This is a genomic window from Pseudomonas sp. P4_C3 (assembly GCF_056402075.1).
Window position 1 is genome coordinate 13,138 of sequence record NZ_JBFUIC010000040.1, and the last position, 17,746, is coordinate 30,883.

At 61.6% G+C, this 17,746-nt stretch carries 15 protein-coding genes and 1 other RNA gene; 7 read left to right on the forward strand and 9 right to left on the reverse strand.

Annotation, left to right across the window (positions count from 1 at the left end):
* Positions 1 to 84: 84 nt before the first annotated feature.
* The 6 genes from AC1DVH_RS10080 to AC1DVH_RS10105 all read left to right on the forward strand — a co-directional run bounded on the left by AC1DVH_RS10080 (position 85) and on the right by AC1DVH_RS10105 (position 6,510).
* Positions 85 to 2,538, forward strand: coding sequence for a heavy metal translocating P-type ATPase (locus tag AC1DVH_RS10080; RefSeq protein ID WP_477753680.1), 2,454 nt, complete (start codon positions 85 to 87; stop codon positions 2,536 to 2,538).
* 22 nt (positions 2,539 to 2,560) lie between these two features.
* Positions 2,561 to 2,779 (forward strand): cbb3-type cytochrome oxidase assembly protein CcoS, encoded by a 219-nt coding sequence (ccoS, locus tag AC1DVH_RS10085; protein ID WP_477753681.1) that lies wholly within the window; start codon positions 2,561 to 2,563, stop codon positions 2,777 to 2,779.
* A complete protein-coding gene (locus AC1DVH_RS10090) occupies positions 2,772 to 3,455 on the forward strand; it encodes a sulfite exporter TauE/SafE family protein (protein ID WP_477753682.1) in 684 nt (227 codons plus the stop codon). The genes ccoS and AC1DVH_RS10090 overlap by 8 nt, the downstream gene beginning before the upstream one ends.
* 215 nt (positions 3,456 to 3,670) lie before the next feature.
* On the forward strand, positions 3,671 to 5,053 hold the full coding sequence (gene hemN, locus AC1DVH_RS10095; RefSeq protein ID WP_477753693.1) for an oxygen-independent coproporphyrinogen III oxidase: 1,383 nt from the start codon (positions 3,671 to 3,673) through the stop codon (positions 5,051 to 5,053).
* Between the two features lie 93 nt (positions 5,054 to 5,146).
* Positions 5,147 to 5,881: a fumarate/nitrate reduction transcriptional regulator Fnr gene (gene fnr, locus AC1DVH_RS10100; protein WP_477753683.1), complete on the forward strand. Its 735-nt coding sequence runs from the start codon at positions 5,147 to 5,149 to the stop codon at positions 5,879 to 5,881.
* Between the two features lie 80 nt (positions 5,882 to 5,961).
* Complete coding sequence (locus tag AC1DVH_RS10105) at positions 5,962 to 6,510, forward strand: adenine phosphoribosyltransferase (RefSeq protein WP_477753684.1); 549 nt, start codon at positions 5,962 to 5,964, stop codon at positions 6,508 to 6,510.
* Between the two features lie 89 nt (positions 6,511 to 6,599).
* Here AC1DVH_RS10105 and AC1DVH_RS10110 read toward each other — a convergent pair whose 3' ends face one another.
* The 5 genes from AC1DVH_RS10110 to dnaX all read right to left on the reverse strand — a co-directional run bounded on the left by AC1DVH_RS10110 (position 6,600) and on the right by dnaX (position 12,338).
* Positions 6,600 to 7,748: an acyl-CoA dehydrogenase family protein gene (locus tag AC1DVH_RS10110; protein WP_477753685.1), complete on the reverse strand. Its 1,149-nt coding sequence runs from the start codon at positions 7,746 to 7,748 to the stop codon at positions 6,600 to 6,602.
* Between the two features lie 164 nt (positions 7,749 to 7,912).
* Positions 7,913 to 8,515, reverse strand: a complete 603-nt coding sequence (gene recR, locus AC1DVH_RS10115) for a recombination mediator RecR (RefSeq protein WP_007995809.1) — start codon at positions 8,513 to 8,515, stop codon at positions 7,913 to 7,915.
* 79 nt (positions 8,516 to 8,594) lie between these two features.
* The gene (locus AC1DVH_RS10120; protein WP_477753686.1) at positions 8,595 to 9,629 is read right to left on the reverse strand and encodes an NADP-dependent oxidoreductase; all 1,035 of its coding nucleotides are present in this window, start codon (positions 9,627 to 9,629) and stop codon (positions 8,595 to 8,597) included.
* 221 nt (positions 9,630 to 9,850) lie between these two features.
* Complete coding sequence (locus tag AC1DVH_RS10125) at positions 9,851 to 10,189, reverse strand: YbaB/EbfC family nucleoid-associated protein (protein WP_007971455.1); 339 nt, start codon at positions 10,187 to 10,189, stop codon at positions 9,851 to 9,853.
* A 67-nt stretch (positions 10,190 to 10,256) separates the two neighbouring features.
* Positions 10,257 to 12,338: a DNA polymerase III subunit gamma/tau gene (gene dnaX / locus AC1DVH_RS10130; RefSeq protein ID WP_477753687.1), complete on the reverse strand. Its 2,082-nt coding sequence runs from the start codon at positions 12,336 to 12,338 to the stop codon at positions 10,257 to 10,259.
* Positions 12,339 to 12,461: 123 nt separating this feature from the next.
* On the opposite strand from dnaX, the gene AC1DVH_RS10135 reads away from it, so the two are divergent.
* Positions 12,462 to 13,259: a substrate-binding periplasmic protein gene (locus AC1DVH_RS10135; RefSeq protein ID WP_477753688.1), complete on the forward strand. Its 798-nt coding sequence runs from the start codon at positions 12,462 to 12,464 to the stop codon at positions 13,257 to 13,259.
* Between the two features lie 60 nt (positions 13,260 to 13,319).
* Here the strand turns inward: AC1DVH_RS10135 and ffs are convergent.
* The 4 genes from ffs to zipA form a co-directional block, all read right to left on the reverse strand.
* Positions 13,320 to 13,416: signal recognition particle sRNA small type (gene ffs / locus AC1DVH_RS10140), an RNA gene on the reverse strand.
* 201 nt (positions 13,417 to 13,617) lie between these two features.
* Positions 13,618 to 14,781: a zinc-binding metallopeptidase family protein gene (locus AC1DVH_RS10145; protein WP_477753689.1), complete on the reverse strand. Its 1,164-nt coding sequence runs from the start codon at positions 14,779 to 14,781 to the stop codon at positions 13,618 to 13,620.
* Positions 14,782 to 14,939: 158 nt separating this feature from the next.
* Entirely contained in the window at positions 14,940 to 17,297 is a 2,358-nt protein-coding gene (gene ligA, locus AC1DVH_RS10150; protein WP_477753690.1) for an NAD-dependent DNA ligase LigA, read from the reverse strand.
* 167 nt (positions 17,298 to 17,464) lie between these two features.
* A partial coding sequence (gene zipA, locus AC1DVH_RS10155; protein WP_477753691.1) for a cell division protein ZipA occupies positions 17,465 to 17,746 on the reverse strand: 282 nt, incomplete at its 5' end.

The following is a 17,746-nucleotide window of genomic DNA, read 5'->3' on the forward strand; positions in this document are numbered from 1 at the left end:
CACCAACGATCCCTGTGGGAGCGAGCTTGCTCGCGATGAGGCCCTATCCGACGATAGAGATTCAGCAGTACCAGTGAATACTCCATGACCACCACCCCACTCCCCTGCTACCACTGCGCCCTGCCCGTCCCGGCCGGCAGCCGCTTCATCGCCGTCGTGCTCGGGGAGTCCCGCGAATTCTGCTGCCCGGGTTGCCTGGCCGTGGCCGAAGCCATCGTCGCCGGCGGTCTGGAAAGCTATTACCAACACCGCAGCGAAGCCTCGGCCAACCCCGAAGCCCTGCCGGTGCAACTGGTGGATGAACTGGCGCTGTACGACCGCGCCGATGTGCAGCAGTCCTTCGTTCGCCACGACGGCGACCTCGCCGAAACCACACTATTGATGGAAGGCATCAGTTGCGCCGCCTGCGGCTGGCTGATCGAAAAACACCTGCGCACTTTGCCTGCCGTAGCCGAGGCGCGCCTGAACCTGTCCAACCATCGCCTGCACGTACGCTGGGCCGATGGGCAATTACCCCTGAGCCAGGTCCTCGGTGAACTGCGCCAGATCGGTTACGCCGCACACCCGTATCAGGCCGACCGCGCCAGCGAACAACTGGCCAGCGAAAACCGCCTGGCCCTGCGCCAGCTCGGGGTGGCCGGGCTGCTGTGGTTCCAGGCGATGATGGCAACCATGGCCACCTGGCCTGAATTCAACATCGATCTCAGCCCCGAACTGCACACCATCCTGCGCTGGGTCGCACTGTTCCTTACCACCCCGATCGTGTTCTACAGCTGCGCGCCGTTCTTCAAAGGCGCCATGCGCGATCTGCGTACCCGCCACCTGACCATGGACGTTTCGGTGTCGCTGGCCATCGGCAGCGCCTACATTGCCGGGATCTGGACGTCGATCACCGGGGTCGGCGAACTGTATTTCGATGCCGTCGGCATGTTTGCCCTGTTCCTGCTGGCCGGGCGTTATCTGGAACGACGCGCCCGCGAACGCACCGCCGCCGCCACCGCGCAGCTGGTGAATCTATTGCCCGCCTCGTGCCTGCGATTGACACCTGACGGCCAGAGCGAACGCATTCTGCTCAGTGAACTGCGTATTGGCGATCAGGTGCTGGTTCATCCGGGCGCCATTCTTCCGGCTGACGGCAAGATCCTCGACGGCCAGTCGAGTGTCGACGAGTCGTTGCTGACCGGCGAGTACCTGCCGCAACCCCGCACCCTCGGCGACGCGGTCACCGCCGGCACAATGAACGTCGAAGGCGCACTGACCGTCGAGGTCCAGGCCCTGGGCCAGGACACTCGCCTCTCAGCCATCGTTCGCCTGCTCGATCGTGCCCAGGCCGAAAAACCGCGCCTGGCGGAAATCGCCGACCGCGCCGCGCAATGGTTCCTGCTGTTGTCGCTGATCGCCTCCGCCGCGATTGGCCTGCTGTGGTGGGAGCTGGACTCATCGCGGGCCTTCTGGATCGTGCTGGCGATGCTCGTGGCGACCTGCCCGTGCGCCTTGTCACTGGCGACGCCCACCGCTCTCACCGCCGCCACCGGCACCTTGCACAAACTTGGCCTGCTGTTGACGCGTGGCCATGTGCTCGAAGGCCTGAACCAGATCGACACGGTGATTTTCGACAAGACCGGCACCCTCACCGAAGGGCGCCTGGCGCTGCGCTCAATCCGCCCTCTCGGCACGCTCGACAGCGATCGATGCCTGAGCCTCGCCGCCGCCCTGGAAAATCGCTCCGAACACCCGATCGCCCGTGCTTTCGGACGCGCGCCGATGGCTGCCGAAGAAGTCCACAGCACACCGGGCCTCGGCCTGGAGGGGCTGGTTGAAGAGCGACGCCTGCGCATCGGCCAACCTCGCTTCGTCTGCGAACTCAGCGGCGCCGTGGTGCCGTCGATGCCCGAAGAGGCTGGCCAATGGCTGCTACTCGGCGACAGCCAGGGGCCGCTGGCCTGGCTCGTCCTCGATGATCGCTTGCGTGCCGATGCGCCCGCGCTGTTGGCCGCGTGCAAGGCGCGTGGCTGGCGCACGCTGTTGTTGTCCGGCGATAGCTCACCGATGGTCGCCAGCGTGGCGGCGGAACTGGGTATCGACGAAGCCCGTGGCGGCTTGCGTCCGGACGATAAACTGCAAGTCCTGCAACAACTGCACAAAGAAGGACGCAAGGTGTTGATGCTGGGTGACGGGGTCAATGACGTGCCGGTGCTGGCGGCTGCGGATATCAGCGTCGCCATGGGCTCGGCCACCGATCTGGCAAAAACCAGTGCCGATGCCGTGCTGCTGTCCAACCGCCTCGACGCGCTGGTGCAAGCCTTCAGCCTGGCGCGGCGCACCCGTCGGGTCATTATCGAGAACCTGTTGTGGGCCGGGCTGTACAATGGCCTCATGTTGCCCTTCGCCGCCCTCGGCTGGATCACTCCGGTCTGGGCGGCGGTGGGCATGTCGATCAGTTCGTTGACCGTGGTGTTGAACGCGCTGCGCCTGACTCGCATGCCGAGCGCGCCCGCCCACTGCGTCACGTCAGAAACCCGCCCGCTGCCGGCCTGAGCCGTGTGGGCATGGAGTCCAGATGCCAGCTCTTTACGTGATGATTCCCGCTGCGCTGCTGATCGTGGCCATCGCCGTCTATATCTTCTTCTGGGCAGTGGACAGCGGTCAGTACGACGACCTCGACAGCCCGGCCCACAGCATCCTGTTCGACGACCAGGACCCGAACCACACTGCTGCCGTGGATGAGGCCAGCGGCCAACCGGCCAAGCCGCAAGACAAGGCCCCGCCCCATGCTTGAATTGGCGCCACTGCTGGTGTCTGCGGTGATCCTCGGTTTGCTCGGCGGCGGCCATTGCCTGGGCATGTGCGGCGGCTTGATGGGCGCGCTGACCCTGGCAATTCCCAAGGAACAACGCAGCCACCGCTTTCGCCTGCTGCTGGCCTACAACCTGGGACGGATTCTGAGCTATGCCTGCGCCGGACTGCTGATCGGCCTGGCCGGATGGGCCGTGGCCAGCAGCCCGGCTGCGATGTTCCTGCGTATCCTCGCCGGCTTGCTGCTGATTGCCATGGGCCTGTACCTGGCCGGCTGGTGGAGCGGCCTGACCCGTATCGAAAGCCTCGGTCGCGGCTTGTGGCGGCATATCCAGCCAGTCGCCAACCGGTTGCTGCCTGTGTCGAGCGTTCCGCGTGCGCTGCTGTTGGGCGCGCTCTGGGGCTGGCTGCCGTGCGGCCTGGTCTACAGCACCTTGCTATGGTCGGCCAGCCAGGGCAACGCGCTGGACAGCGCATTGTTGATGCTCGCGTTCGGGCTCGGCACCTGGCCGGTGCTGCTGGCGACAGGCCTCGCCGCCGAGCGCGTCACCGCACTGTTGCGCAAGCGCAGTGTGCGGATGGCGGGCGGATTGCTGGTGATGCTGTTCGGCCTCTGGACCTTGCCGGGGCCGCATCAGCATTGGATCATGGGGCATTAAACCGGCGGCGCGCCCATCGCGAGCAAGCTCGCTCCCACAGGTTTTGTGTACACAGCGACTCCCCCTGTGGGAGCGAGCTTGCTCCGGGCGGCGATCCGACGATGAGGCCCTCACAAACGACAAAGATTCTGACCTTGATGCAAATCAAGATGCCCCACCCCGCCCTCGCATAAAGTGGCTGACACTGCCAGCCTATCCGGGGGAATGCCCGCATGATGCTCGACGCCATTCGTTGGGACACCGATCTGATCCGCCGTTATGACCTGGCGGGACCACGCTATACCTCGTACCCGACCGCCGTGCAATTCAACAGCCAGGTCGGCACCTTTGACCTGCTTCATGCTCTGCGCGACAGCCGCAAGGCTCAACGCCCCTTGTCGCTGTACGTGCACGTGCCGTTCTGCGCGAACATTTGCTATTACTGCGCCTGCAACAAGGTCATCACCAAGGATCGCGGCCGGGCGCAGCCGTATTTGCAGCGCCTGGAACAGGAAATCCAGTTGATCGCCTGCCACCTCGACCCCACGCAGAAAGTCGAGCAACTGCACTTCGGCGGCGGCACGCCCACCTTTCTCAGCCACGACGAACTGCGCCAGTTGATGGCGCATTTGCGCAAACACTTCCATTTGCTGGACGACGACTCCGGCGACTACGGCATCGAGATCGACCCCCGTGAAGCCGACTGGTCGACCATGGGCCTGCTGCGCGAACTGGGTTTCAATCGGGTCAGCATCGGCCTGCAAGACCTTGACCCGGCGGTTCAGCGAGCCGTCAATCGCCTGCAAAGCCTGGAAGAAACCCGCGCGGTGATCGATGCGGCCCGCACCTTGCAGTTTCGTTCGATCAATATCGACCTGATCTACGGCCTGCCGAGACAGACGCCGGAGAATTTCGCCCGCACCGTCGAAGAGGTCATCCACCTGCAACCGGACCGGTTATCGGTGTTCAACTACGCCCACCTGCCGGAACGCTTCATGCCGCAGCGGCGCATCAACAGCAATGAGCTGCCGACACCCGCGCAGAAACTGGAAATGCTGCAGCGCACCATCGAGCAACTGATCACGGCCGGCTACCGCTACATCGGCATGGACCACTTCGCCYTGCCCGACGATGAGCTGGCGATTGCCCAGGAAGAATCGACCCTGCAACGCAATTTCCAGGGCTACACCACCCACGGTCATTGTGACTTGATCGGCCTCGGCGTGTCGGCAATCAGCCAGATCGGCGACCTGTACTGCCAGAACAGCAGCGACCTGAYCGAGTATCAGAACGTTCTTGCCACATCGCAACTGGCCACCAGCCGCGGCCTGCTGTGCAATGCCGATGACCGGCTGCGGCGCGCGGTGATTCAGCAATTGATCTGCAATTTCAGTCTCGAATTCACTGACATCGAACAGGCCTTCAACATCGACTTTCAAGGCTATTTCGGCGATCTCTGGCCCCAGTTGCAAGACATGGCCAAAGACGGGTTGATCGAACTCGATCGCGACAGGATCACCATCCTGCCCGCCGGGCGACTGTTGGTGCGCTCGGTGTGCATGGTCTTTGACGCATACCTGGAACAACACAGCCGGCAACGGTTCTCACGGGTGATCTAGAGCGCTGCGACAAAAGTGCCACAGGCTGGCCCCAATGTCCTCGGGTGAGTTACCCTTACGTCTTATGTGTGAATTCCCACAAGGATTGAAGAAATGTCCGAGCCAGTAAAACTGCGCGCTCATAATCAAGCCCATTGCAAGGATTGCAGCCTGGCCCCTCTTTGCCTGCCACTTTCGCTGAATCTGGAAGACATGGATGCGCTGGACGAAATCGTCAAACGTGGCCGGCCGCTGAAAAAAGGCGAATTTCTGTTCCGTCAGGGCGATACCTTCGATTCTGTCTACGCAGTCCGTTCCGGCGCCCTCAAGACCTTTAGCCTGAGTGACACCGGTGAAGAACAGCTCACCGGTTTCCACCTGCCCAGCGAACTGGTCGGTTTGTCGGGCATGGACACCGAAAAGCACCCGGTGTCGGCACAAGCCCTGGAAACCACCTCGGTGTGTGAAATTCCTTTCGAACGCCTCGACGAACTGGCCCTGCAATTGCCGCAGTTGCGCCGTCAGTTGATGCGGGTGATGAGTCGCGAAATCCGTGACGACCAGCAGATGATGCTGCTGTTGTCGAAAAAGACCGCCGACGAACGCATCGCCACCTTCCTGGTCAACCTCTCGGCACGTTTCCGCGCCCGGGGTTTTTCCGCCAATCAATTCCGCCTGAGCATGTCGCGCAACGAGATCGGCAACTACCTGGGCCTGGCGGTGGAAACCGTGTCCCGGGTCTTTACCCGCTTCCAGCAAAACGAACTGATTGCGGCAGAAGGCAAGGAAATCCGGATTATCGACCCGATCCAGCTTTGCGCCCTGGCCGGTGGCTCGCTGGACGGCTGAAACAAAACGTTGCGGCTGCGCGAAACGGTTCAGCCGCCGTTATACTGCGTCGTTTGCAGCCCTGCCAGGATTCTTCGACTATGGCCTTCGACTCCTTCGACATCAAATCCCTCATCCGCCCTGTCATCGATTTCCCGAAACCGGGTGTGATCTTTCGCGACATCACCCCGCTGTTCCAGTCGCCCACGGCCCTGCGCCTGGTGATGGACAGCTTCGCCCACCGTTACGTCGAGGCTGACTTCACCCACGTCGGCGCAATGGACGCCCGTGGCTTCCTGATCGGTTCGGTACTGGCCTATCAGTTGAACAAGCCGCTGGTGCTGTTCCGCAAGCAAGGCAAACTGCCGGCCGATGTGCTGGCCGAGGGCTATGCGACCGAATACGGCGAAGCCTTCCTGGAAGTGCACGCCGACAGCCTGTGCGAGGGGGATTCGGTGGTGATGTTCGATGACCTGATCGCGACCGGCGGCACCCTGATTGCCGCCGCCAACCTGATCCGCCGCATGGGCGCGCGGGTGCATGAGGCGGCGGCGATTATCGATCTGCCGGAACTGGGTGGCTCGCAGCGTCTGGAGGACATGGGTATTCCTACCTTCTGCCTGACGCAGTTTGCGTTGACTGATAAGTAACAAAGGTCAAAAGATCGCAGCCTTCGGCAGCTCCTACATTGGGATGGCTTTGATCCTGTAGGAGCTGCCGAAGGCTGCGATCTTTTGCATTACAGCCCCATCTGCTTGCTGATGATCTCGTTCATCACTTCCCGCGTCCCGCCGCCAATCGACAGAATCCGGTTGTCGCGATACAGCCGCTCCACCAGACTCTCACGCATATAACCCAGCCCACCGAGTATCTGCACCGCATCGGAGACGATCCGGTCTGCCGTATCCGTCGCAAAGTTCTTGGCCATGGAAACTTCCTTGATCACGCTCTGCCCTGCCGCCATTTTCGCGGCTTGGCGATAAGTGAACTCACGGGACACCTCCAGCGCGGTCGCCATCTCGGCGAGGCGATGCTTGATCACCTGAAACTTGCCGATCGGTTTGCCAAAGGCTTCGCGCTGGCGCGCCCATTTCAGGCTCTCCTCCAGCGCCAGTTGTGCGGTCATGTTGGCCATCAATGCCAGGGCCAGACGCTCGCTCTGGAAATTGCCCATGATGCAGGCAAAGCCCATGTTCTGGGTGCCGATCAGATTTCCTGCGGGCACCTGGCAATCATCGAAGAACAGTTCGGCCGTGTCTGACGCCCACCAGCCCATTTTCTTCAGCTGCCGCCCTACGGTGAAACCGGGCGTGCCCTTCTCGATCAGTAACAGGCTGATGCCGGCGAAACCTGGCTCGCCCGTTCGCACCGCGACGGTATAGAAGTCCGCGCGCACACCGCTGGTGATAAAGGTCTTGCTGCCACTGACCCGGTAGAAATCGCCGTCGCGCACGGCACGGGTTTGCAGGTTGGCGACGTCGGAGCCGCCGCCGGGCTCGGTAATGGCCAGGGCGCTGATCTTCTCTCCCGACAGCACCTGCGGCAGCACACGATCACGCACTTCGGGCCGGGCCCACTTGAGAATGGGCGGCAAGCCGATATCCAGCGAACCCAGGCCGGCAACCAGCCCGCCTGAGCCGCAGCGCATCAACTCTTCGCTGGCGGCCACCTTGGCGAACAGATCCCCTTCGTGGCTGCCTCCGTAAGCTTCGGGGTAACCGATGCCGAGAATCCCCGCTGCGCCGGCCTTGAGGTAGAGCTCACGAGGAAAGCTTTCGGCTTCTTCCCACTGCTCGATATCGGGAAGAATCTCGCGCTCGACGAAACGTCTGACGCTGTCACGGACCAATTGGTGGCTGGGGTCGAAGTATTCCTGAAAGGCAGACATCGGCGAGCTCCACTGAAGGGGTCAGTGAAGTTAACCGAGCGCTTGCTTGGTTTACAAGAGACAGATAGAAGATCAAAAGATCGCAGCCTGCGGCAGCTCCTACAGGGGATCGGTGTCTTTCTGTAGGAGCTGCCGCAGGCTGCGATCTTTTCGGCTTGATGCGATTACAACGAAATCGGCTTACGCCCCGCAAACGAATGCGCCAGCGTGCCACCATCCACCAGCTCCAGCTCGCCACCCAGYGGCACGCCATGGGCGATGCGCGAGGCGATCAGGCCTTTGTTGCTGAGCAATTGGGCGATGTAGTGCGCGGTGGCTTCACCTTCCACGGTCGGGTTGGTGGCCAGGATGACTTCGGTGAACGTGCCGGCCTCTTCGATCCGCGCCATCAATTGCGGAATGCCGATGGCTTCCGGCCCCAGACCGTCGAGCGGCGACAGATGCCCCTTGAGCACGAAATAGCGCCCGCGGAAACCGGTCTGCTCCACGGCATAGACGTCCATCGGGCCTTCCACCACGCAGAGCAAGGTGTCGTCGCGACGGGTATCGGCGCATTGCGGGCAGAGATCATCTTCGGTCAGCGTACGGCACAAGCGGCAGTGACCGACCCCTTCCATGGCCTGGCTCAGGGCCAGCGCCAGTCGTGAGCCGCCGCTGCGGTCACGCTCGAGCAACTGCAATGCCATGCGCTGGGCGGTTTTCTGACCCACGCCAGGCAAAATTCGCAGGGCGTCGATCAGTTGGCGAATCAAAGGGCTGAAGCTCATGGTGGAAAAGTCCGACAAAACAACGAGACGCGGTTTATACCCGCGCCTCGGTTGAGCGTCAAATTGCAGCGTCAATTACTCAGTCACGGGCAACCCGAACCACCAACTTGCCGAAGTTGCGCCCTTCCAGCATGCCGATGAACGCGTCGGGAGCCTGCTCCAGGCCATCGACCACGTCTTCGCGGAACTTCACCTTGCCATCGCGTACCCACGGCGCCATGGCACTGAGGAATTCCGGCTGGCGATCACCATAGTCATCGAACACGATGAAGCCCTGGATACGCACCCGCTTGGTCAACAGGGTGCGTTGCAACAGTGGCAGGCGATCCGGCCCGCTCGGCGCTTCATAGGCGTTATAGGAGGCAATCAGGCCGCAGAGTGGAATCCGCGCCTTGGGATTGAGCAATGGCACCACGGCGTCGAATACCTTGCCGCCGACGTTTTCATAATAAATGTCGATGCCCTTGGGACAGGCCTGAGCCAGCTCGTCAGCAAAATCCTGACTCCTGTGGTCGATGCAGGCATCGAAGCCCAACTCGTCGACCACATAACGGCACTTGTCCGCGCCACCCGCCACGCCGACCACGCGCAAGCCCTTGATCTTCGCCACCTGGCCGACCACCGAACCCACTGCCCCGGATGCCGCTGCAACCACCAGGGTGTCGCCGGCCTTGGGCTGGCCGATATCCATCAGCCCCATATACGCAGTCATGCCCGGCATCCCCAGCACCCCGAGGGCCATCGAAGGACTGGGCAGGCCGTTGGGCACCGGGATGATGCTGCGCCCGTCATTGATGCTGTGGCTTTGCCAACCGGTGGCACCGACCACCAGATCACCCTCCTGAAACTTCGGATTGAGCGAGCGCTCGACCCGGCTGACAGCGCCGCCGGTCATGACTTCGCCAATTTCCACCGGTGCGGCGTAGGAAGGTGCGTCACTCATGCGTCCGCGCATGTAGGGATCGAGCGACAGGAAAACGGTCTTGAGCAGCACCTGGCCGTCGGCCAGGTCCGGCAGCGCCACCCGCTCCATGCGGAAGTTTTCCGGCGTTGGCGCGCCTATCGGGCGTGAAGCCAGGACAATGCGCTGATTGAGGGTCATGGGGTCGGACATGGCAGCGTCTCCTGTGATCGATGGGGTTCAGTGATATAGGGAGCAGACCTTTGTGGCGGTATGGCGTTCGATGTTTATTCAGTTGCACCGAGGCGACTTCTTGGCGGGCAAGTCGGATCGCGATGGCGGCATGCCTGTCACCACAGACCCAATGGCCAGAAACAAAAATGCCAGGCGCGATGCCTGGCATTTTTGTAACTCATCTGTCGCCTGAAGGCGAATCAGAATGGCAGTTTCATGCCCGGTGGCAGTTGCATGCCGGCAGTCATGCTGCCCATTTTGTCCTGGCTGTTGGCTTCGATCTTGCGCACGGCATCGTTGACCGCGGATGCGATGACCGCTTCCAGCATTTCCTTGTCGTCTTCGCTCATGCCTTCAACCAGGCTTGGATCGATGGTCACGCTCTTKACGTCATGACGACCGGTCATCACCACGGTGACCATATCGCCACCGGCCTTACCGGTGACTTCGGCGTTGGCCAGTTCTTCCTGCATCTTGGCCATTTTTTCCTGCATCTGCTGCGCCTGCTTCATCAGGCCGGCCATGCCACCTTTCATCATGGTAATCACCTCAAAAGTACTTGGATTAAAACAGCGCCCGGCCCATGCGGCCGGGCGCCTTCAGTTATTAGCCCTGAGTGACCAAGGCGTCGACAGGTTCAATAGTATCGTTACGGACGACCGCACCGAACTGCTGCATCATTTGCTGGATGAACGGATCACCGTGGATCGATTCCTCTGCCTCGCGCTGACGGTTGGCGCGGCGGCGCGAAGCCGCTTGTGCCGGGGTTTCCTGCTCGGGCTTGATCAGCTCGATGCTCAGGGTCAGCGTGCGCTGGTGATACTGGTTAAGCGCATCGTTCAAGCGCCGCTGCTGAGTGGCGTTGAACAAGGCACTGTGGGCCGGGTCCAGGTGCATCAGCCAATTGTCGCCATCCACCGCGATCAGCGTGCAGTTGGCGGCGATGCTGCCGGTCATGCCGGAGATCGGCAATTTCGGAAACAGCTGCAGCCATTGCAGGGCCAGACCGGTGGCCGGCATTGCCGCGGGCTCAGGCTCGGGCTCCGGAGCCGGGTCGGCGGCATGCTCGCTGGCCAGCTCGTCGAGGTAACTGTAGGCCGAATCCATGTCCGGCTCGATGTAATCCTCGTCCAGCGGCGGCTCGTCATCCAGGTCCATGCCTGGCGTCGCGGCATCGACGTCGGCCACCGAAGGTTCCGGGATCGGCGCGGCGGCCCACTCCGGGGCGTCCGGCACCACGCTGTCCGGCGCCGGCAACGGCATCGGCGGTAATTCGGGTTGTTCGCTGGCGGTTTCCAGCACCGGCTCCACCGCCGGCTGCTGAACGGGCACGGGCTCGACCGGGTCGTTCCACGGCAGGTCGACAACTTCTTCGACCACGACCGCTTCAACCATAGGCACAGGCGCAGGTTCTGGCACAACGACCGGCGCTACCGGTTCCGGTGCAGGCGCTGGAGCCGCCACTGACGCAGCCGCTATCGGTGCAACGGCCGCAGCAACTACCGGCGCAACTACCGGCGCGGCAGCCACTGAGTTTGCGGAATCAACTGTGGCCTGGCTGATCCCCACTGGCTTTAGCGGTTGCCTCGGGGCATCCGCGGTGTCTGCGGGCCGGAACGCCAGCATCCGCAGCAGCACCATTTCAAAACCGCCCCGGGGATCCGGCGCCAGCGGCAGGTCGCGGCGGCCGATCAGGCCCATCTGGTAGTAGAACTGCACGTCTTCAGCCGGCAACGCCTGGGCCAGCGCCAGCACGCGATCACGGTCGCCGTGACCGTTATCGACGCCTTCCGGCAAGGCCTGGGCGATGGCAACGCGGTGCAGCACATTGAGAATTTCCGAAAGCACGCCGTTCCAGTCCGGGCCTTGCTCGGCCAGGTGGCGGACAGCTTCGAGCAACGCCTTGGCATCACCTTCGATCAGCGCATGCAGGACGTCGTAGACCTGCCCGTGATCGAGGGTCCCGAGCATCGCCCGCACGTCGGCGGCCATGACCTTGCCCTCTCCGAAGGCAATCGCCTGGTCGGTCAGGCTCATGGCATCACGCATCGACCCATCGGCGGCGCGGCCCAGCAGCCACAGCGCATCGTCTTCGAACGGCACGTTCTCGACACCCAGCACGTGGGTCAAGTGCTCGACCACGCGTTCCGGCGTCATGTTCTTCAGGGAGAACTGCAGGCACCGCGACAGAATCGTTGCAGGAAGTTTCTGCGGGTCGGTGGTGGCCAGGATGAACTTGACGTAGGGTGGTGGCTCCTCGAGGGTTTTGAGCAGCGCGTTAAAGGAATGACTGGAGAGCATGTGCACTTCGTCGATCAGGTAGACCTTGAAGCGCCCACGGCTCGGGGCGTACTGCACGTTGTCGAGCAACTCGCGGGTGTCTTCGACCTTGGTACGGCTCGCGGCGTCGATCTCGATCAGGTCGACAAAGCGGCCTTCGTCGATCTCGCGGCACACCGAGCATTCGCCACAGGGGGTCGAAGTGATACCTGTTTCGCAGTTAAGGCATTTGGCAATGATCCGCGCGATGGTGGTCTTGCCGACCCCCCGGGTACCGGTAAACAGGTACGCGTGGTGCAGGCGCTGGCTGTCCAAGGCATTGATCAGAGCCTTGAGCACATGGGTCTGGCCGACCATTTCGCGGAACGAGCGCGGACGCCATTTACGTGCAAGAACCTGATAACTCATCGAAAACCGTCGCAGCGAAGGAAGCAGAAGCGGCTAATGCTAGCGGAGCAAGGCACAAATTGCATCCGGTGCGCTCGTGTATTATGGCCAAGCTGCACATCGGGGACATTTAACGGAGTGTTTATGCGGCTGGCCTTGGGGGCATTGCTGTTGATCAGCCTGGACGGCATGGCCGCGCAAACGCCGCTACGCTTCGTGATACCCGACAGCTGGACCATGCCCATGGTGCAACTTGAACAGGACAAACCGACCCAGGGCATCCTGTATGACATGATGCTCAGCCTCGCGACCCAGGTCGGCGTACCGGCCGAATTCCATGTATTGCCCCGCGGGCGGGTGCAAAACGCCATGGAGCAAGGCGAGATCGATGTCCGCTGTTATGCCGCGCAATCATGGCTGCCTCATCAGTCCGGCGACTACCTCTGGAGCATCCCGCTCTTTACCCAGCCCGACCTGTTGATCACACAGAATGCGCGCCCCACCGCTGTGAACCCGGCGGATTTACCAGATCAGTCCATCGGCACCGTGCTGGCCTACAGCTACCCGACCCTGCAACCGCTGTTCGACACCGATCAGCTGCATCGCGACGACGCACGCAATCAGGAACTGGTGCTGGAAAAACTCCTCGCCGGCCGCAACCGCTATGCCGTCAGCAATCAATGGAGCCTTGACTGGTTCAATCAGCGCCTGCTGCCGGACCAACAACTGCACAGCGTGGCAGTACTGCAGGAGCAGAATCTCGGCTGCTACGTGCGCAACGACCCGCAAGTGCCGGTGCAGCGCATTTTACGCACCCTGGTGCGGATGAAGATGTCCGGGGAGATCGATGCGATAGTTCGGCTGTATATCGGTGGCGAGCCTGCAGCTGTCGATAAATCGGAAACGACAAAAAACCGCCCCGGACAAGATCCTGGCAGCTAGCAAAAGTCTGTTTTCAGATAAATAACGCGAGAGAACACTCGCGTGGCGTTAAGGTGGTAACCCTACCAGCCACACCCCGGCACACAATGTCACCGCTGCGGCTGCTCCCTTCCAGGCCTGACCGGGTTCACGGCTGATCGTTGCGGGGGGACCGATAGGGTCACCATAACGACGCTCACCTGTCGGCGAGCCGCGCCATTGTACCTATCTGAGACGAAGTTACAACCGTTCGGGGATATTAAAAAACATGAGCTGCTTCAAGGACATGCGCTGGCCTTAAAAGATCGCAGCCTGCGGCAGCTCCTACATGGATCGGCGTACACCTGTAGGAGCTGCCGCAGGCTGCGATCTTTTGATCCTATTGCGCCAACACCTCATCCGCCCGGCCGCCCTCCTGCTGAATCACCAGATGAATAAAGTGCAGCTTGGCAATGACGGCGGGCGGCAGGACAAACGGGTAGAAATCCGGCTGCCCCATGCTGCGCGATAGCTCGTTGAGCATGCCGGCCAGTTCGATCCACGCATTGACGAACGACAGAAATGCCGCGCCATCGGGATGCTGCGGATCATAGAGGGTATCCAACGGAAACGGCTGATAGTCGAAGTCCATGTCCCGGGCGCTCATGCCCAAGCCCAGCGCGGTGTCCACCGCATCCATCATGTGCAGGTAATGCGCCCAGGTTTCGGCCCAGTCTTCCCACGGGTGCATGGTGGCGTAGGCGCTGACGTAGTGCTGCTGCCAGTCAAGCGGCGCGCTCTGCTGATAATGTCGCTCAAGGGCTTCGGCATAGCTGGCGCGCTCATCGCCGAACAATCCGCGAAAAGACTCAAGCCACTGGCTATTGGCGATCAATCGACCCCAGTAGTAATGCCCGACTTCATGACGAAAATGCCCGAGCAAGGTGCGATAGGGTTCGTGCATTTGCACCCGCACCTGCTCGCGGTGGGCGTCGTCGGCTTCCTTGATATCGAGGGTGACCAGGCCGTTGGCGTGTCCGGTGGTCGGCGGTCTGCCTTCGAGGTCCACGCCGATGAAATCGAAGGCGAGGCCCGTGTCTTCATCGACGGTTTTGGGAATCACCTGCAACCCCAGGCTGAGCAGTTGCGCGACCAGACGCCGCTTGGCGGTTTCCACCTTGCGCCAGCGCTCGTGGTTGTCGGCTATCGACAGATCAGGAATGGTGCGATTGAGGCTGCAGGCAATGCACAAGACGTCATGGTCATTGGCTGGCAGCAACCAATTGCAGGCTGCCGGGGAGTCGAGGTTGGCGCAGCGTCGAAACAGGCCAGCCTCGGGATCGACATCAAGCAGCCAGGTGCCCGCCTGCACACCCGGCTGCAGCGCAGACAGGCGACTCTGCTCCGGCTGATAACCCAACGCCGCCGAACAGGCCAGGCACTGACTGTTGCGAAAAAACAGCGACTGTCCGCAGCGACAGGACCAGACCTTGCTGTTGCGCGAATTTTCGGCCATGAACGGCGCGGCAATGCGCGAGCTGAGCTGCTCGAAGAAAGGGTACATGGTGATCTCTCCCTGGGGCTTGCAGAGACTAGATCATTCCCGAGAGATGATCGTTCCCATGCTTTTTGTTGGAAAAATCAAAAGATCGCAGCCTGCGGCAGCTCCTACAGAGAAATGCGTTCTCCTGTAGGAGCTGCCGCAGGCTGCGATCTTGGGCGTCAAACCTGAATACCGTGACCTTTCAAGAATGCCACAAACGCCTCTTCATCCAGCACCTTCAGCCCCAACTCATTAGCCTTGGCCAACTTCGACCCGGCGCCAGGACCTGCGACCACGCAATGGGTCTTGGCCGACACCGAGCCCGCTACCTTGGCGCCCAGGCTTTCAAGTTTGTCCTTGGCCACATCGCGACTCATCAGCTCAAGCGAACCGGTCAGCACCCAGGTCTGACCGGCCAGCGGCAAGCCTTCGACGACCTTCTTCTCGCTCTGCCAGTGCATGCCGAAATCGGCCAGTTGCTTCTCGGCCGCTTCGGCCAATTGGCGATTTTCTTCGTCCGCAAAAAACTCGCGCACCGAATTGGCCTGTTTTTCCGGCAGCGCCTGGCGCATATCCAGCCAGTCAGCAGCAATCACCGCCTGCAGCGAGCCGAATTTGTCCGCCAGTTTCTGCGCCCCGCCTGGCCCGACCAAGGGGATATGCAGCTTGTCGAGGAAACCACCCAATGTGGTGCTCGCCGAAAACCCGGCACCCAACTCGCCCTGATCCTGAATCTGCATGCCATGCCTGAGCAAATCAGCGATCACCTGCTGGTTATGCGCGTCCTCGAAGAAGCTGTGGATCTCGTACGCGACTTCCAGCCCGACATCCGGCAAGTACGTCAGCACCTGCGGCAAGGCCTGTTGCACCCGCTCCAGCGAACCCAGGGAGCGGGCCAGAACCTTGGCCGTCTCTTCGCCGACATCGGGAATCCCGAGGGCGTAGATGAACCGCGCCAGGCCGGGTTTCTTGCTGTCTTCGATGGCGCCGAGCAGGTTCTTGCTCGACAGCTCGGCAAAGCCTTCCAGGTCTACGATCTGCTCGAAGGCCAGGGCGTACAGATCGGCCGGCGAACTCACCAGGCCTTCGTCGACCAGTTGCTCGACGCTCTTCTCACCCAGGCCTTCGATGTCCATGGCACGACGGGAAACGAAGTGAATGATGGCCTGCTTGAGTTGCGCGCCGCAGGCCAGACGACCGACGCAGCGATACACCGCGCCTTCGCTGACCGTCTCGCGGCCCTTGCTGCGCTTGATCAATTGCGTGCGTTCGACATGGGAGCCGCACACCGGGCACTGCTCGGGAATCTGCACCGGCCGGGCGTTTTCCGGACGACGCTCCATGACCACTTGCACCACCTGCGGAATCACGTCACCGGCGCGACGGATGATCACCGTGTCGCCGATCATCAGGCCCAGACGCGCGACTTCGTCCATGTTGTGCAACGTGGCGTTGGCCACCGTGACACCCGCGACCTTGACCGGTTTCAAGCGCGCCACCGGCGTCACCGCCCCGGTGCGACCGACCTGGAATTCCACATCGAGCAGCTCAGTGAGTTCTTCCATTGCCGGGAATTTGTGAGCGATGGCCCAACGCGGCTCACGGGCGCGAAAACCCAGTTCGCGCTGGGAGGCAATGCTGTTGACCTTGAACACCACGCCGTCGATTTCATACGGCAGTGCGCTGCGTCGCTCACCGATATCGCGGTAGTAATCCAGGCATTCAGCGATGCCGTTGGCCAGCTTCAGTTCGTGGCTGACCGGCATACCCCAGGCTTGCAATTGCTTGAGGTTGCCGATGTGGGAATCGGCGATATCGGCAGACACCTGGCCGATACCGTAGCAGCAGAATTCCAATGGGCGTTTGGCGGTAATCTTCGAATCCAGCTGGCGCAAACTGCCCGCCGCTGCGTTGCGCGGGTTGGCGAAGGTCTTGCCGTCGACTTCCAGTTGCGTGGCGTTGAGCCGTTCGAAACCGGCCTTGGACATGAACACTTCGCCGCGCACTTCCAGGGTCGCCGGCCAACCGGTGCCGTGCAGCTTGAGCGGGATATTGCGCACGGTGCGCACGTTGACGCTGATGTCTTCGCCAGTGGTGCCATCGCCGCGGGTCGCGCCGCGCACCAGTACGCCGTCCTGATACAGCAGGCTGACGGCCAGGCCATCGAGCTTGGGTTCGCAACTGTACTCGACTGTCGCGCCGCCACCGAACAGGTCGCCCGCTGGCAAATCCAGGCCCTCGGTCACGCGGCGATCGAACTCGCGCATGTCGGTTTCTTCGAAGGCGTTGCCGAGGCTGAGCATCGGCACTTCATGACGCACCTGGGTAAACGCCGACAGCGCCGCGCTGCCCACTCGCTGGGTTGGCGAATCGCTGGTGATCAGTTCGGGATTGGCCGCTTCCAGCGCCTTGAGCTCGTTGAACAAGCGGTCGTATTCGGCGTCCGGAATGCTCGGCTCGTCGAGCACGTGGTAGCGATAATTGTGCTGATCCAGCTCAGCGCGCAGCTCTAAAATGCGGTTCTTGGCGGCGGTCATGGGTGTTCTCTCATAAAGCAAAAGAGCAGCCGAGGCTGCTCCTATTTAATCTAATCAGGTTCAAGAGATCGCAGCCTCGTTTCACTCGACAGCTCCTACACAGCTCCTACGGCAAATCGCAATCCTGTAGGAGCTGTCGAGTGAAACGAGGCTGCGATCTGTTGCTTTTATCGTTTCTGGGTCAGGGCACGGCGCTCGAATTCGACGATGCGCTGACGGTAGTGTTCGATCGTCTGGGCGGTCAGTACGCTGCGCTGGTCGTCCTTCAGTTCGCCGTTGAGCTCCTGGGACAATTTGCGCGCCGCTGCCACCATCACATCGAAGGCTTGCTTCGGATGACGCGGGCCTGGCAGACCCAGGAAGAAGCTCACCGCCGGGGTGCTGAAGTGGTCGATGTCGTCCAGGTCGAATACGCCCGGTTTGACCGCGTTAGCCATGGAAAACAGCAC

Coding starts and splice junctions, on each gene's coding strand:
- ligA (WP_477753690.1), bottom strand. CDS start 17,297: ATGACCGCCGCCAAGAACCGCATTTTAGAGCTGCGCGCTGAGCTGGAT.
- AC1DVH_RS10120 (WP_477753686.1), bottom strand. CDS start 9,629: ATGTCCGACCCCATGACCCTCAATCAGCGCATTGTCCTGGCTTCACGC.
- dnaX (WP_477753687.1), bottom strand. CDS start 12,338: ATGAGTTATCAGGTTCTTGCACGTAAATGGCGTCCGCGCTCGTTCCGC.
- AC1DVH_RS10110 (WP_477753685.1), bottom strand. CDS start 7,748: ATGTCTGCCTTTCAGGAATACTTCGACCCCAGCCACCAATTGGTCCGT.
- AC1DVH_RS10080 (WP_477753680.1), top strand. CDS start 85: ATGACCACCACCCCACTCCCCTGCTACCACTGCGCCCTGCCCGTCCCG.
- AC1DVH_RS10145 (WP_477753689.1), bottom strand. CDS start 14,781: ATGTACCCTTTCTTCGAGCAGCTCAGCTCGCGCATTGCCGCGCCGTTC.
- ccoS (WP_477753681.1), top strand. CDS start 2,561: ATGCCAGCTCTTTACGTGATGATTCCCGCTGCGCTGCTGATCGTGGCC.
- fnr (WP_477753683.1), top strand. CDS start 5,147: ATGTCCGAGCCAGTAAAACTGCGCGCTCATAATCAAGCCCATTGCAAG.
- AC1DVH_RS10105 (WP_477753684.1), top strand. CDS start 5,962: ATGGCCTTCGACTCCTTCGACATCAAATCCCTCATCCGCCCTGTCATC.
- AC1DVH_RS10135 (WP_477753688.1), top strand. CDS start 12,462: ATGCGGCTGGCCTTGGGGGCATTGCTGTTGATCAGCCTGGACGGCATG.
- AC1DVH_RS10090 (WP_477753682.1), top strand. CDS start 2,772: ATGCTTGAATTGGCGCCACTGCTGGTGTCTGCGGTGATCCTCGGTTTG.